We start from the raw sequence: 14,770 nt of genomic DNA, 5'->3' as shown, positions 1-14,770 counted from the left end.
TACATATTGCGTTATATTTGAATTGATGGAAAAGACTAAAAGAGTAGCCGTCTATTTGAGGGTATCAACGCAGGACCAAAGCACGGATATGCAGAGAGACGAACTATTGCAGTTCGTGGAAAATCGCGGATGGATACTTTTTCAGGTCTATGCCGACAAGGCCACAGGAACGAATGGAAACAGAGCTGATCTTAAACAGCTTATGCAAGATGCGAGGCTTCGGCGCTTTGATGTGGTTTGTGTTTGGAAGCTTGATAGATTCTTTCGCTCGTTAAAGGATTTGTTGGTCACTATTTCAGAATTTCAAGATCTTGGGGTTGAGTTTGTTGCTCTAAGAGACCAAATAGACCTCACAACTCCTGTCGGTCGATTAACTTTACAAGTTCTTGGATGTCTTGGTGAGTTTGAGGCCTCTTTAATAAAAGCTCGTGTGGTTGCTGGCCTTGCCCAAGCAAAAAAGCGAGGGGTTCGCTTAGGAAGACCCCAGGTTGTGGATGTTTCCCGAGTCCAAAAACTAAAAGGAGAAGGCTATTCTCTATCCCAGATAGCAAAGATACTGAATGTCTCCAAAACCGCCGTTCATAATACCCTTAAAAAATCAAAGCTCCAAATAGTTGAAAAGACTGAAGACGAAGACCTGCTTTTGCCCGGTCAGAAAGCTTCAGATTTATGAACCCCTCCCGGTCAAATTTATTCTGGGCCTTGGGTCCCATCGAGGTCTCGATATGAAAATAGCGGACAAGAGCTTTTCCCAAAGTGCCTTGATTTTGGCGAGGTCAAGTTTAGCATTTCATATCAAAGATGAATCTTTGGGATTTGTGACAGTTGCCTCGCAGTTCTCTGTCTTTTTGGTAGAAGCCTTATCAAGCATGGAGCACTTTAAAACAGTTGTCGTTGATGGCTCTTGTTTGAATCTCATGGATTTTAAAACAACCCGTCTGAATTTGTTGCGGGCTCTTATTAAAAGGCATCCAGAGGTCAGATTTCTTCTGTTTTCAGACGAAGACCTTTGTGTGTATGAACTGTCTTTTCCAAATCTTGTCGTTGTTGAAGAAAAGCTCAGTAAAGAGTTATTGGCCTCATGGGTTGGAATTCATTCAGTGAACTGAATAGGTATTCGGTTAATTGAAGTTGGACTCCCCACAACCTGAATGAACATTCAAGGTAGAGGTATGAAGGTGCAGTTAAAGGAAGTCCTTAAACGACAATTAAAAAGCAGGAATGAGTCTCTGAACTCTCTGTCTCGCCGTTGCGGTATACCTCTTTCAGTTTTGCATGGTTGGGTCAATGGGGTTTTGCCGAGTGCTAAAAACCTTCACCACATTCAAACTCTTTCAAATTATTTGGAAATCCCGATTTCTATGCTCCTTTTTAATACCCGAGAAGACCAATCAAAATCCGACATTCTGTTTTCTTCAGAGTTTGCAGATGGAGAACGACGGTATCGGCTTCTGATTGAAAAGATTCAAAAGTAACGAGGTGTTTGTGAAGTCTATTCTAGCAGTTTTAGCTCTTTTAAATTTATCAGCCTGTGCTTTGGCTCCTAGAAAACCTGATAGCGAGAATACAAAGCAAATTGAAGAAATAAAAACAGCGATGCTGTCGCAGGAATTTGATAAAGCTCGGCAGATTTTACAAAGTTTGCGTGAAGATGATGGATTGGTAACTTATGAGCTATCAATGTTTGGTTGGTCTCCCGAGACAACATATTTTCCAAAATTCATTCTATTGGAATATATCGGCGAATTTGAATCATTGCCCTCAAAGCTTGAGGAAGCCTGCGGCTCAGTGACCGATGCCAAAAACTCACAAGAGATAAAGAGGTCCATTGATTGTCTCAAAGCTGTCAATACAGCCAAAGTGAGTGGAAAATGGGATTATCAGTATAATTCTAAATACAACCACAAGACATATTATCGAGGTATTGGCTCTGGTCCCTGTGGCGATAGCCCTCAAAGGCCAGCTTGTTCGCCATTAGGTACATTTGTAATCGAAGATGCAATCTCCTCGAAAAAGATAGAAAGCGTTGGAGCCGAAGGCTTCTTAAAAGCTATCAGGGAGTCTCGTCTTAAAGAGGCTCATGCAAAACTTGATATAATAAGAAAAGATGAAGAAGAACGACAGGATTTGGAGTTTTCTGAAAAACAAACGGCCAATATTGAGCTTGCTGAGTCCGCAGAAGGTCTTAGGCAAAGTGCTTGCCGCCACAATACGATAATTCAGCTTGCTGAGAAATCACTTAATGACGAGAAAGAGGCTGCCAAGATTAGCGGATTCGTTGATAAGAGCACAATGTATGAAAGTGGAAAACATCTTCAGCACTCAAGACAGCAACTTGAAAGTTTCAAGAAAAAGTACAAATCAAAATCTGGTCAAGAATGGTCTTCTTCAATGTGCGCTAAGTAATGGCACGGAGAATTTGTTGTGAAAAATGCCAGCTTGTTAAAAAGGTGCGTGTCTAAAGCGTGCCATGGAAAAATCATTTCGCTCCTAACTCTTGTTCTAGACTGGAAAGATTTTGGTCTTGGAAGTATCCTAAAATCGAAAACAGACTGAGGTGTCATCACAATAGACAGCGGAGTTTCAAGCTGTATACACAGCTTGTTCGCTTTGGAGCACGCGATTATGATCCGGAGGTTGGGAGATGGACGAGTAAGGATCCGATCCTATTTAATGGTGGGGATACTAATTTGTATGGGTATGTTGCCAATGATCCAGTGAATTTTATTGATCCGATGGGTTTGTGGTCTATCTCAATTAGTTTTTTCCCTGGAGCCGGCGGAAGTATTACGATTGGTAAAAATCCAAATGGCGGTGGTTACTTTGGATCAATTCGCGGTGGAATTGGTGTGGGCGCTGGTATTAGCTGGGACAAGAATGGAAGCAGTCCTGATGGTGGTGGAACATGCCCTCCTAAAGGAGTTTCTACGGGAACCTATGCAGAGGCATCTGCTAACTTTGGTCCGCTAGAAGGAGTCATCGGAACAAGCTCGGGATATTCTCAGTCAAATGGGCCATACTACAATCCTCCGGGTGTCTCTGGCTCGATTACACCTAGCATCGGAGTGGGTGCTGGTGTAAGTGGTGGATTTGAGGTAATTTTTCACTAGAACTTTTACGAGGTTACAGATGAACGAGAGAAAAATCGGCCTGCTTAGATTCACGAAGAAAGACATCAGATATTATGCCTTGGTCGGTATATTAGTCGCCCTTTTGATGTGGACCTGGGGTTACGTGAGTCTTTTAAATAGCGATGTTTTTGAGTTTTCCCGAAATTATGTGACTTCAAATCCTAAGCTCATCGCGGACCTTGGAGAGATAAAGGCCACTAGACTTGGCTTTTCAAATTTCCAGAGAAGATATGCTGCCGGTATCTGGACAGCAAAATTTAATATGGTAGTTGAAGGAGCTGATAAATCAGGCACTGTATATCTCTCGCTTAAGAATGCGGGAAATGGATGGACAGTTGAAGATGAAAAGTTGGAAGTGTCCGAATAGTTTTAGTCGTGCCAACGATTCATTTCCCTCCAGGGAATCCGGGCCTGGGTCGTGCCAAAAAATTCAATAAAATTTGAATCGCTGGCACGATCTGCTCAAATTTGGGTACGTGCAAAATGACCCCGTGAACTTTATCGACCCAGAAGGAAAATTCCCATTGCCATTGATTTTGGGTGTTTTGGCTGGAGTTTTCTATGCTACTGATACGGATACACCCGGAGCTGCTCAGGCTGAAATGATAGGGGTTCCTCTAGCTGTGGCGGGAGGATGGACTGCTGGGGGTGGAGTTTGCAAAGCAACTGATACCTCTATACAATATAGAAGTTATCCGAACTCGGGAGGGGGCGGTGTTGGTTTGTATCGAAATAGCCCTCTGCCGGGCCAATCTAAAAATATTATCCGGGCAGATGTTCATCCGATTAGACCAGGCGGCTCTTCAGTGCCTCATATTGATATTCCTGGGGTTGTTAAACATTGGCCGTGGGGGAAATAAATGAATGCGAGTGTAACGGTAGCGTTTCAAATGATTATTTCTCGACATTTTAATTTTAAGGATGAAAAGATTGCTTGGGAGGCTTTTGATTCTGAATGGAAAAAAGCCGAAATGCTATATCAGGATTTAATGCTTCCTGAAGAAAAAAGTCTTTTAGGCGACATTCTTAGTGAACTTAGTGACGTTATCATTCACATGCCAGGAGATGCGGGAAGGCCCAAAACAATTGATTGGGCTAAATGGATGGATGATGACGAATATTTGAAGTTTCTCATTTCTAAAGAGGCTCTTGGTCTTCCATTGAGTGGTATGGCCTATCAAACAGCATTGCAGGCAAGTATTGGGAGCGGATTTTTTAAACGACCCTACAAAGATTCGGAGTTGTTTCGTTTAGAAATTGGTCGTTTTTTAAAAGGATTCGTCTCTGGCGATGATAAAAAGAAATACCGCATATTTAAGTTTGTTCAGCTTCATCCCGAAGGTCGAGAAAAAGTGATTGTTCAGCGTGGTTTATCGCTACAAGAAGCTATGAACGCAGCTATAACTGTCTTTGACGGTGATATAATTCCTGAAGAAACTCCTTTTTTTGAGGAGGATGTCTAAAGAATGCAATCTTCAGATGTAACTTTGAATCATTTAAGGGTGGAGAAAAATATTAAGGTCAGTGACTAATGGAAGTGACCCTACTTATTTCGATTATAGCAATTTGTATTTCTGCTACGACTGCATGGTTCACTTTTTTCCATAAGGGAAAGGTGAAAATGAATCATCCAAATATATTCGCAATAATTCCACGAGAGGGATTGTCAGTTGCATGTCCCAAAATTTATATGCGTGTGCTTTTGTATTGTACTAGCAAATCTGGCAGAGCCGTAGAGAGCATGTATCTCAAAATTAGCAGAGAAGGCGATGTTCGTAAGTTTCAATATTGGGCTCATGGAGAAAGTAGAGAGCTAGTGCCTGGCTCAGGCATATTCGTCGGGCCACAAGGGTACGAAGCAAATCACCATTTTACCCCTCTGGAAGACAATGCAACTTACGATTTTCAAATAGGAAAATATTCGATTGAGGTTTATGGGAAAGTAGTCGGGGCATCTGCTCCAGTCCCCATGGCAGCTTTATCATTTAATCTCGATATTCCAGAGGCAAATGCCTTGAAAGAGTCGCAGGATGCAGCGGTTTTCTTTTGGTGGGATGCAGAAGGTGGAAACTATATTCCGAGAATTGATAGAAAGCGAAACCATACTCCACCTGTCTAAATCTTAATAGGCAACGAACAAAGTCACAAATCCCGTGCCTAAAACAAACCCAGAATTCTAAAAAGTTCTGGGTTTTTGTTTTTTTAATCGAAGGCAAAAATAATAAATCTCAAACTTAGGCAGGAGTGTTTTTCAATCACTCCTTTAAAGAACACATCTATTTTACCCTTGCGCTCTTCATTCAGATTTGTATGAGGCCACTGTCAAACTTTTGCATATTGCGGAGTCTCTTTGAAAAAAGATACACGGAGAATATGAGGCTTCAAGCACGGAGCAATGGTGCGACGGCAATGGCCTCGGGAGGGTGTTATGAAAGAGGAGGTCGAATTTCAATTTATAAACTAAAGAATGGAGGCTATCAGGCATCATATATGAATCCATTCAGTAAGAAGCGGATTCGTAATAAGTTCAAGATGCTGAACGAAGCCAACGATTTCAAAAGAAAAAATCATGCTCAGTTTATAACCCACGTGATGACGGGATACTCTTACCTGCCGTGGTGATCAGCCCTTAAATTTAATTGTTACGACTGAAGAAAAAATAAATATCCTCCGTTAGAAATCCCGATGGTTCCTATACAGCGACAAATCCAATTAAGGGAGGTCCCGCTGGGGTAAACATTGGACCCGTACCTGCCGATGGGAGTGCGAGCTACCATACGCATGGTGGATACGATCGAAGATATGACAATGGGAATTTTTCACCGGCCGACATGCTCGGTGATGCTCTCAGTGGATTGAGCGGATACCTAGGTACACCGGGCGGCTCCATACAAATGAATACTGGCGGCCGAATTAAAAAGGGACTAACATGTCCAAGATGATTTCAAATTCAGCAATTCTAATTATTATCCTTAGTTTTTGTTCTTCTGTCGCAATCGCTACTAAGTGTTTGAAGGCAAGGACAATGGCAGAATTAATAAATGATTTTCCTGTGGTCGTTCGTGGGAAAATCATAAGCCGAACGCCCATTTCAAAGGATGAGAACATTTTTGTGCTGAAGCTTCGCATTGAGCGATATGTCAAAGGCGACCTAAAGAAAACTGAATTGAACGCAACGGAAGTTCATTTTGGAAAAGGTCTGCCCCGTTATTATGAGGTCGGTAAGGTCTATACCTTTCCAGTCGTATTGAAGGACAATAAGGATTCTTACGAGGTCATTCTCCCCGTAGATGGCTGTCCTGACCTTCCTATTGAATAGGAGACTTATACCCACGTGCCCGAATTATATGAATGCCTCGGGCATAAAATATAGAAATCTCAGACCATTTGGGATCACCGAGATTGGTCGTGAAGCAATCTGACGGTTCTATTGCTCAAAGAATGAACCACGATGAATTTGGTCGCGTTACTGAAGACACTAATCCAGGATATCTGCCTTTTGGTTTTGCTGGAGGTCTGTATGATCCCGATACAGGGCTTGTTAGGTTCGGAGCGAGAGACTACGGCCCCGAAGTAGGTCGCTGGACTTCTAAAGACCCAATTCTTTTCAACGGAGGAGATACAAACCTCTTCGGGTACGTGCAAAATGACCCGGTAAACTTTATCGACCCATTTGGTCTGTACCAAATTTGCTCACGACCTTTGAATGTGGTAGGAGGTTCGAGTTTGCAAAGCATGGACCCTACATTGTCTCATCAGTATATCCAGTTTGAAGATGGTTCAACTGCTTCTTATGGTAACTCGGGAATCAATCCTATAACGGGGCCAGGAACCCAGCTGAACGAGTCTGGAGCTGGTGCAACTTGTAGTAAAAATATAAAGGTTGGCGAAACCGTCGAGAATAGAATGAAGGAATACGCGAAAAAAAGATACTCTCAGCCGTATCATCTGTTGAATAATAACTGTCAGCAGTTTGTCGGAGATGTGATTTTAAATGGGAGTGGGTTGTAATGATGGCTCTTGAGCGGAAAAGTCAATTAAAGGTACTTGGTCTATTGTGCATAGTCGCAGGACTTATAGGTTTCTCGGCATTTTGTATTGAAAAGGGTGGGTATTGCATTTTACCCATCTACGTTCTTCTTATTTCTGGTCTTGGTATTCATCCGTTGATTTTCGCCTGCGTCCTAGGCCTAATTATCTGGCTTTTGATTGGAGTCTTTTCGGCTCAAATATCTTCCAAGATGGCCATAGCCTTTAATTTGATTAGCGCTGTCACGGGATATTGGTGGTTAATAAGCTCGAGGGAAATTGCGCTCCAGTTCACTTCGTTAAATTTTTATGTCTCAAGTATTGTCGCTTTTTCCCTTGTTCAAATTTTGTGTTTCTTTTGGAGCTTACAATTGAAGTCAAATCAAGACGTTAAGTATGCTCGCTTGATATTAACATTATTTATCACATTAAACTTAAGCTGGTCATTTATGACTTCTTTTGGAATCCATTAGTGACAATTCATACGGGACTTTTCTTGAGTAACAAATCCCGTGCCTAAAACGAACCCAGAATTCTAAAAAAGTTCTGGGTTTTTGTTTTTAAAAATCGAAGGCAAAAATCACAAGTCTCAAAATTAGGCACGACCGTTTTTCAATCACTCCCTTAAAGAACATCGTTATTTTACTGATGCGCTTTTCTTTCGGATTTGTATGGGCCACTGTCGAACTTTTGCATATTGTGGTGTGCCCTCAAAAAAAGATACACGGAGTATATGAGGCAACAAAAACGGAGCAATGGGGCGACCGTAATGGTCTCGGGAGGTTTACCATGCAAGAAGAGGTTGAGGTTTCAATATACAAACTTAAGAACGGAGGCTATCAGGCATCTTACACGAACCCGTTCAGCAATAAGCGGATTGGGAATAAGTACAAGATGCTGAACGAAGCCAACGATTTCAAGCGTAAGATTCATGCGCAGTTTATTACGGATGTCATAACTGGATATTCTCATCTGCCGACGAAACAATTTTTAGACGCTTATTTGCAATTGTATCCCAAAGCTAAAATGGTCACTCGGGGCCTTCCTTTTTATAATTCATTTGTCGAAACATTCGGGCAAATGGCAGTTTCAGACTTAAATAAAATGAATCTCGCGGAATGGTTTTCAAAGGTTCAAAAGGAGCGTGGATATGCACAAAGGACTTTGCCAAACATAAAATCAGCGTTGAACCAGTTCTTCTTGTATCTAATCGACCAAAATATCATCAGGGAAAACCCTTTGGACAAGGTCAAAATAAAGAAAGGGCCTGCTCTGCGAGAAAGAGTCCATTTATCGGAGGACGAAATCAAGGAGCTTATAGCAAAGATATTGGAGATTAGTCGGCCTCAGGTGTACCCGGTGTTTATTTCTTAGTTCAAACTGGGTGTCGCCTAGGTGAGGCTCTAAAATTAAAATGGTCACAATTCGATTTAAATATGGGAACAGTGGAAATTCTTGAATCTAAAAATGGAGAAGGCCGCTTGATTCACGTTTCAGCCCACCTCATTGAGTTTTTAAAAGGGCATCCCAGAGTTTCCGAGCATGTGTTTGTAGACCAAAGAGATGGACTTGGTTGGGACATGGCAAAGTACCGCAAACAGTTCTCGAAGATTCGTAATAAAATAAACTTCCCCAAGTATTGGAACAATCATGGATTCAGACACGCATTTGCGTATCATTATTTGCGGCAAGGCGGAAACATTGTTCCGTTTCACTTAGTTTGACCGGGTTCGTTTCAGATACTTTGACCACCTGATTTTTGAGGGTTTATTGGTCTTTCTACTCGCTGTCAATATCGTTGAAAGTTATTCGTCCCTTCATGCGGTGACTGGGGCCTTCAAAAATGCAAATATGGGCATTCTCGAACATCCTGTCGATGGCAGCACTTGCCAGGATCGGATCGGTAAAAACTTGTGGCCATTCTTCAACGTCGCGGTTGCTGGTTAAGATCATAGCCGAATTGTGCTTGCGTCGATCAAATAAATCGAAGATCTCCTCACTCACGTCTCGTGGCATTGTTACGACGCCCCAGTCATCCAAGATCCATAGCTTTGATGTTAGAATTTGTTTGAATAAAACATCGAGCTTATTGTTCTCGCGCGCTTTACGGATCTTTGTCCCAAGTCTTTTTACACTCGTACAAAAAACACTGTGACCAGCCTGCGCAGCGCTCATCCCAAGAGCAATCGCAAGATGACTCTTGCCCGTGCCGGGACTTCCCAAAAACAATGCAATTTCGTTGTTCTCGATAAACTTTAAATCTTTCAGATCCTCGATTTTTTCGCGCGGGAGTTTTTTATTGAAATCCCAATTGAACTGCTCAAAGCTTCTTCGCTCTGGGAACTCCGCTTTCTTAATCCTTTTTTCTACGGCGTTATCTGCCCTTGCATCTAATTCCGTGGATAGAAGCTCACTGAGCCACTTAAGATCCTGGCTGCGTTTTCCTTTTTGAACTAAACCCTCGATCTCTGCGGATGCCGCGGGCATTCGTAACTGCTTTAACTGATCGCGTATCACATCTATTGTCATAACTGTCTTTCCTTTCAGTGGGCCTGGTTGCTATGAACCAGACGTAAATGGTTTTTATACTCACTCATGTCGCGCGCAAACTTACCTCCCACCGTCTGCGCGGATAAAACCTCCTCATGACGAGGAGCTTTGGGTTTTGGCTTTGCCATAATATTCAATAGTTGATGAACTGTTTTTAAATTTACCTGTGATAACTCCAGCGCTGAAAGGCAGGCCTTGTCGATGTCGGCATTGCTGTACTTCTTGTTCAGCGTCAGAAGACCCCATACGCTGCGTGTATCAACAAAACCTTCGCCTCGAGCCAAAATAATTCCTACAAAGCGCTCAACATTGACGCCGATAATTTTTGCTTGCTTCAGATAGTGACCATGATCTTGAAGAGTCTTCTCCCAAGACTCCTTGTAATGATCTTTACAGGCTTTACTTGTGAATTTATCTTGGATGCGCTCGTAAACTTCTAACAGTCGACCGTTGCAGTAGATACTTACTTGAACTGAATTACCAATCACCAAAGCTATTTCGCCTTTGAGTCTTGTGTCTACTCGGTAGTACTTGTTTGCAAAGCGAACATAACCATCAGACCTCACTGTTGAGCGAGTGATGGTTTCCACTTCGTAGCGTAATAAAGGAAGAGGCTTTAACAACGAGGCTTCATCGTTAAGAAACACATCCAAAGGTTTTTGTAGGTGAGTCCCGTGCTTTCTCTCATTGGCGATACTCATCTTTTTATTCATGTGTGACTGTGCGCCGCTCAGTGAATATTGGGACTTATCGTAGGATTCAAAAAGGCGACGCTTCATTGGAACCATTCGCTCCACTTTGCCTTTTTTCTCTGGAGAATAAGGCGGCAATGCCTCGACAACGAACCCGTAGTGCGAGGCCAGTCTTTCAAAGGCCGGGTTCAACGTCGGCTCGTGCTTTGATGCCTCATGAACAAAGACTTTGGGATTATCAGAAGTCACTTTACGAGGGACTCCGCCAAGTTCCTCAAACATGCTTATTAAAACTTCGGCAGTTGTTTCAAAGTCGAGTTTCTCTACAACTCGGGCCATCTCGTAACGAGAATGCCCAAGAACGCCAACGAAAATCCAAATTGTTTTTTTCTTTTTTGTGACAGGATCGACGACGTCAAAGAGCTTTCCCCAGTCCACCTGCAGACATTCCCCCGGTGAGTGAACAAGCTCCATCACATTGCGCGCAGGTGCGGATCGCATAAGTTTGTGGCGGTGAATGTAGCGGTAGAAGTTAGATCGCGGGACAGAGAGCGGAAGCTCTTCAAAAATACTTTGCGGACTCCAGCCAAGTTCAATGCGCTCCTTGATCCATTCGCGCTTGGGATCTAAGATGGCATCCGTTTCAATGGCCTTCTCGCTGCGACCATCGCGCAGCGGAAACAGCGCCTCTGGGTAAGGTGGGATTTCTTTTGAGGTTTTGCAGTAGATTTTCTTCTCTGGGTTTGCGACGGCTACATAGCCATGCTCTATCGCCTGGTCGCGGATTTTTATGACGTAACCTTTGCCTTTACCAGTTGATTTAGTCAGTGCGGTGAGTGAGTGTCCTTCGCGAAGGCCTTCGACGATTTTTCGGTCCACTGTGATTTTCTCCAAGTCCTTTTTTCTGAGTTTCCGCATGCGTATTCCTTGCTGTAGTCTGGTTGTTAAACCAGCAGCTTAGCGCATGGGATCAGATGGAGAAAATGTGCTGAAAACGTAAGCAATTGCCCGGTCAAATTAGGTGGGATTTACTTCCCCCAAAGCCGGTCCACTTACGTGGGATTTGCCCCCCTTGAAACCGGTCAAACTACGTGGGATTGGACAGAAACATCAAGCATCTCAGGCTTTGTTAGGCCATCGCTGGCTTGAGATGACTGTGGACCTTTACGGAAGGATAGCCGCTAAAGATGTCGAAAAGACCTGTCCCTATAATTTTTAAGATAATTTTCTTTTGAAGCTTCAAAAATGGGTGAAAGACGTTTCGCCCGAAATTCAAAAAAAGACACCTGCACGCTTAGTATGGATAACCTCAAAATATCATTTTCGTTTCCATGGAAACATCTGGAAACCTATTTCTCTTTATCCGCATACTGGCAAAATTGGTCAAGAGCTACTTCCATCAACTCAGCAAGGCTATAACCCTTGACCTTTGCAATATCCGAAAGTCTTTTCTTCAGACTCTTCGGTGCCCTAATTGAAAGAACTTCTTTAGCTCCTGCTGTGTATTTTCTGCGTGGTTGAGGTCTATCCGGTATATCGTATTTTGCCGTATAATCAATCTCGGTAGTTTTGTTTGGGGGTGGGGATACGAATCTGTTTGGGTACACGGCCAACGATCCAATTAACAGAATTGATCCGACTGGACTCGACAGCGAAATAGAAATTTATGATAGTGGCCATGCAGTCCTTCGAGTTGACGATCCTAGTTCATCAACCGGATCAAGCTATATTGATTTTTATCCGAACGGAACACCGTCTTGGCCGTTTACTGTAAAACCTGGAGTTCTTGATATTGATAGTTCATATGGTGGCAAAAAACGCGGATCACTAGGCAACTGCCCATCTACTCCGGCTGAAGATAAGCAAATTTTAGAAAGAGCTCAGAATATGTCAAAAAACCCGCCTAATTATCAGACCATTCCGTTGGGAAAAAATAAGAACTGTTATGGTGCTGCCTTTGCGATCCAAGGAGGTTGTAAATGATCTGGTTAAATGTCCTTCTATTGTCTAATCCGGTCATATATTTTGCTCTTTTGGTGTTGTCGATAGCAGGATTTCTGTACTTACATTTTCGTAAACAGACAAAAATATTAAAAATAGGATTTGGAATAATAGCCGGTCTTTTAATTATTCATTTGATAGTGTTTTGGATGACGATGGCACCAAAAGACCCACTTTGAATTGTAACTAAGAACGGGAAAAATGGTTGAGAACGGCCGATTGGTGGCTAAATTTATTTGAGACAGGAAAATAGTCATGTTGAGAGTTGTTTTGTGGACGGTTTTTGGACTCATATGCGGAGCAATCGTTGGATCTAAAACTATTTACGAAAATCTTACGATGGAGTTTTTTTCTTCGTGATAGGTGGGGGACTCATAGGGCTTATTTTAGGTTTGATCCTGAAAAAGTTTGCCGCGAGAAAGATTACATAAGAAATCGTGCCAGAAAAATTGGCTAAAAGCGACATCGGGTCTTTACGCGAACAATCAAAGTGCGTCTGCCCAGCATCTCTATCAGTTCAGGTAGATCGAGAGAAGCCTCTACCACAGAGATAGAGGCTTCCAATCTTAGAAAGAAGTCGGCGCTGGATTCGCGGAAGTTTGCGTTCCGTCGTTCACCACGCTGAAGTTCAGGGAATCAAATTCCTTGTAGCGTTTTCTTTCGTCTTCCAGGCGTTGAGCTTCGATTTTTTCCAGAATTGTATTTTCAGTTTGGACTTCCATTTGTTTGCGCGCGTCTCTCAGGCCTTCCATTGTGGTGGAGTGAGACGTTCTTAGTCCTGTCTGCGCAGTTGCAACAGTCGCAGCCCCTAGTACAGAAACAAGTACAAATTTTTTCATAAAAGTGCCCCTTTGTGAGTCCTCATACCGGGAAACTGTTGAGAAAGAATGGCTTGACGCGCTGCCGGAGTATATTATTCTCAGTCCCTGCCTCTTTGTCATTCCGGTGGGGATGGGGTAAAGAAAGATCCTTCAGGAGTTTCACATGTTTGAGAATTTATCAGATAAAATCATGACAAGCCTTAAGAAGGTCCGCGGTCAGCACAAGATCAGCGAGGCCAATATTGAGGAAGTGATCAAGGAAATCCGTCTGAGTCTTCTTGAAGCCGACGTGAACTTCAAGGTCGTAAAAATCTTCATCGACAAAGTAAAAGAAAAAGCTCTGGGTCAGGATGTTCTGACGAACGTCAATCCGGGGCAAATGTTCGTTAAGATCGTTCACGATGAACTGGTGAACGTTCTGGGCGGCGGCGCGGTTGAAATCAACGTGCGTGAAAACCCAAGTGTGATCTTTCTGGTGGGCTTGCAGGGGGCGGGTAAAACCACGTCGGCTGCGAAGTTGTCTCTTTATATTCGCCAGAAGCTGAACAAAAAACCGGGTCTGGTTCCGGCGGATATCTATCGTCCTGCGGCGATTGATCAGTTGCAGACTTTGGGTAAGCAAAACAACATTCCAACGTTCCCCACCCAAGTGGGCATGAAGCCGGAAGAAATTCTGGAAAAAGCCAAACAATGGGCTCGCGATAACATGGTCGAAGTGGTCATTGTCGATACCGCAGGTCGTCTGCAAATTGATGAAGACCTGATGGGTGAGCTGGGCCGTCTGAAAGAAATCTGGACGCCGCAGGAAATTCTTCTGGTGGCAGACGCGATGCTAGGTCAGCAGTCCGTGAATGTTGCTGAGGGCTTCCACAAACGTTTAAACCTGACGGGCCTTGTGTTGACCAAGGTGGACGGGGATGCGCGCGGTGGGGCGGCTTTGTCCATTCGTGAAGTGACAGGGATTCCTATTAAGTTCCTCGGTGTGGGTGAAAAAGTCTCTGCCTTGGAAGTCTTCCATCCGGATCGTCTTGCAGGACGTATTTTGGATATGGGGGATGTGCTTTCTTTGGTCGAGAAAGCGCAGGAAGTGATCGATGAAAAGGCGGCTCGTGATTCAGCCAAAAAGCTGATGAAAAACGAGTTCACCCTTGAAGACTTCCTGACTCAGATCCAGCAGCTCAAAAAAATGGGCGGCTTTGAAAGTATTTTGAAATTTTTACCGGGCATGGGGGAGTTGAGCAAACAGCTTAAAAACATGACCCCTCCGGATGCAGAAATGAAGAAAATTGAGGCGATCATTCGCTCGATGACTATCCAGGAACGGCAGAACCATAAGATTTTAAATGCGTCGCGTCGCATGAGGATCGCTCAAGGGAGCGGAACTCAGGTTCAAGACGTGAACAAGCTGATAAAGCAGTTTGAGGACGCTAAAAAGATGATGGGCGGGCTGATGAAAATGGGTATGGGTCGAGGCGGAATGAAGTTTCCATTTTAGGGCTTGATATTTAACCATGAACCAAGTACAAACTTGGACTTACTGTTTTTG

At 43.3% G+C, this 14,770-nt stretch carries 19 protein-coding genes and 2 pseudogenes; 18 read left to right on the top strand and 3 right to left on the bottom strand.

Annotated elements, in window-relative coordinates:
* Nucleotides 1-25 precede the first annotated feature (25 nt).
* The 16 genes and pseudogenes from ACZ5ZV_RS10300 to ACZ5ZV_RS10225 form a co-directional block, all read left to right on the top strand.
* Complete coding sequence (locus tag ACZ5ZV_RS10300; RefSeq protein WP_464121350.1) at nt 26-673, top strand: recombinase family protein; 648 nt, start codon at nt 26-28, stop codon at nt 671-673.
* 52 nt (nt 674-725) lie between these two features.
* The gene (locus tag ACZ5ZV_RS10295; protein ID WP_464121349.1) at nt 726-1,109 is read left to right on the top strand and encodes a hypothetical protein; all 384 of its coding nucleotides are present in this window, start codon (nt 726-728) and stop codon (nt 1,107-1,109) included.
* Nucleotides 1,110-1,172: 63 nt separating this feature from the next.
* On the top strand, nt 1,173-1,475 hold the full coding sequence (locus ACZ5ZV_RS10290; protein WP_464121348.1) for a helix-turn-helix domain-containing protein: 303 nt from the start codon (nt 1,173-1,175) through the stop codon (nt 1,473-1,475).
* Nucleotides 1,476-1,485: 10 nt separating this feature from the next.
* On the top strand, nt 1,486-2,406 hold the full coding sequence (locus ACZ5ZV_RS10285) for a hypothetical protein (protein ID WP_464121347.1): 921 nt from the start codon (nt 1,486-1,488) through the stop codon (nt 2,404-2,406).
* 59 nt (nt 2,407-2,465) lie between these two features.
* A pseudogene (locus ACZ5ZV_RS10280) lies at nt 2,466-2,684 on the top strand (hypothetical protein); the annotation flags it as partial.
* 6 nt (nt 2,685-2,690) lie between these two features.
* Entirely contained in the window at nt 2,691-3,110 is a 420-nt protein-coding gene (locus ACZ5ZV_RS10275; RefSeq protein ID WP_464121443.1) for a hypothetical protein, read from the top strand.
* A gap of 19 nt (nt 3,111-3,129) precedes the next feature.
* Entirely contained in the window at nt 3,130-3,498 is a 369-nt protein-coding gene (locus ACZ5ZV_RS10270) for a hypothetical protein (RefSeq protein ID WP_464121346.1), read from the top strand.
* Nucleotides 3,499-3,622: 124 nt separating this feature from the next.
* On the top strand, nt 3,623-3,991 hold the full coding sequence (locus ACZ5ZV_RS10265) for a hypothetical protein (protein ID WP_464121345.1): 369 nt from the start codon (nt 3,623-3,625) through the stop codon (nt 3,989-3,991).
* Nucleotides 3,992-4,594 (top strand): hypothetical protein, encoded by a 603-nt coding sequence (locus ACZ5ZV_RS10260; RefSeq protein ID WP_464121344.1) that lies wholly within the window; start codon nt 3,992-3,994, stop codon nt 4,592-4,594.
* Between the two features lie 152 nt (nt 4,595-4,746).
* Nucleotides 4,747-5,250 (top strand): hypothetical protein, encoded by a 504-nt coding sequence (locus ACZ5ZV_RS10255; RefSeq protein ID WP_464121343.1) that lies wholly within the window; start codon nt 4,747-4,749, stop codon nt 5,248-5,250.
* Between the two features lie 371 nt (nt 5,251-5,621).
* A complete protein-coding gene (locus tag ACZ5ZV_RS10250) occupies nt 5,622-5,753 on the top strand; it encodes a hypothetical protein (protein WP_464121342.1) in 132 nt (43 codons plus the stop codon).
* Between the two features lie 41 nt (nt 5,754-5,794).
* A complete protein-coding gene (locus ACZ5ZV_RS10245; protein WP_464121410.1) occupies nt 5,795-6,073 on the top strand; it encodes a DUF4329 domain-containing protein in 279 nt (92 codons plus the stop codon).
* Nucleotides 6,061-6,450 carry a hypothetical protein gene (locus ACZ5ZV_RS10240; RefSeq protein WP_464121341.1) on the top strand — a complete coding sequence of 130 codons (390 nt, stop codon included), beginning with the start codon at nt 6,061-6,063 and terminating at the stop codon, nt 6,448-6,450. Before ACZ5ZV_RS10245 ends, ACZ5ZV_RS10240 begins: the two co-directional genes overlap by 13 nt.
* An 89-nt stretch (nt 6,451-6,539) precedes the next feature.
* Complete coding sequence (locus tag ACZ5ZV_RS10235) at nt 6,540-7,142, top strand: RHS repeat-associated core domain-containing protein (RefSeq protein ID WP_464121340.1); 603 nt, start codon at nt 6,540-6,542, stop codon at nt 7,140-7,142.
* An 807-nt stretch (nt 7,143-7,949) separates the two neighbouring features.
* Nucleotides 7,950-8,534 carry a hypothetical protein gene (locus ACZ5ZV_RS10230; RefSeq protein ID WP_464121339.1) on the top strand — a complete coding sequence of 195 codons (585 nt, stop codon included), beginning with the start codon at nt 7,950-7,952 and terminating at the stop codon, nt 8,532-8,534.
* Between the two features lie 53 nt (nt 8,535-8,587).
* Nucleotides 8,588-8,884 (top strand): annotated as a pseudogene (locus tag ACZ5ZV_RS10225) (tyrosine-type recombinase/integrase); the annotation flags it as partial.
* A gap of 55 nt (nt 8,885-8,939) precedes the next feature.
* Here ACZ5ZV_RS10225 and istB read toward each other — a convergent pair.
* Both istB and istA read right to left on the bottom strand, forming a co-directional pair.
* The gene (gene istB / locus ACZ5ZV_RS10220) at nt 8,940-9,689 is read right to left on the bottom strand and encodes an IS21-like element helper ATPase IstB (RefSeq protein WP_464117240.1); all 750 of its coding nucleotides are present in this window, start codon (nt 9,687-9,689) and stop codon (nt 8,940-8,942) included.
* A gap of 14 nt (nt 9,690-9,703) precedes the next feature.
* On the bottom strand, nt 9,704-11,320 hold the full coding sequence (gene istA / locus ACZ5ZV_RS10215; RefSeq protein WP_464117241.1) for an IS21 family transposase: 1,617 nt from the start codon (nt 11,318-11,320) through the stop codon (nt 9,704-9,706).
* Between the two features lie 651 nt (nt 11,321-11,971).
* On the opposite strand from istA, the gene ACZ5ZV_RS10210 reads away from it, so the two are divergent.
* Nucleotides 11,972-12,385: a hypothetical protein gene (locus ACZ5ZV_RS10210; RefSeq protein WP_464121338.1), complete on the top strand. Its 414-nt coding sequence runs from the start codon at nt 11,972-11,974 to the stop codon at nt 12,383-12,385.
* Between the two features lie 584 nt (nt 12,386-12,969).
* On the opposite strand, the gene ACZ5ZV_RS10205 is transcribed toward ACZ5ZV_RS10210, so the two are convergent.
* A complete protein-coding gene (locus tag ACZ5ZV_RS10205; protein WP_464121337.1) occupies nt 12,970-13,242 on the bottom strand; it encodes a hypothetical protein in 273 nt (90 codons plus the stop codon).
* Nucleotides 13,243-13,387: 145 nt separating this feature from the next.
* Here ACZ5ZV_RS10205 and ffh point away from each other — a divergent pair, with 145 nt between their 5' ends.
* The gene (ffh, locus tag ACZ5ZV_RS10200) at nt 13,388-14,719 is read left to right on the top strand and encodes a signal recognition particle protein (RefSeq protein WP_464121336.1); all 1,332 of its coding nucleotides are present in this window, start codon (nt 13,388-13,390) and stop codon (nt 14,717-14,719) included.
* Nucleotides 14,720-14,770: the final 51 nt, after the last annotated feature.

Source organism: Bdellovibrio sp. HAGR004, from assembly GCF_055397015.1.
Note: the sequence above shows the minus strand (reverse complement) of the source record. Positions and strands in the feature narration are given on the sequence as shown.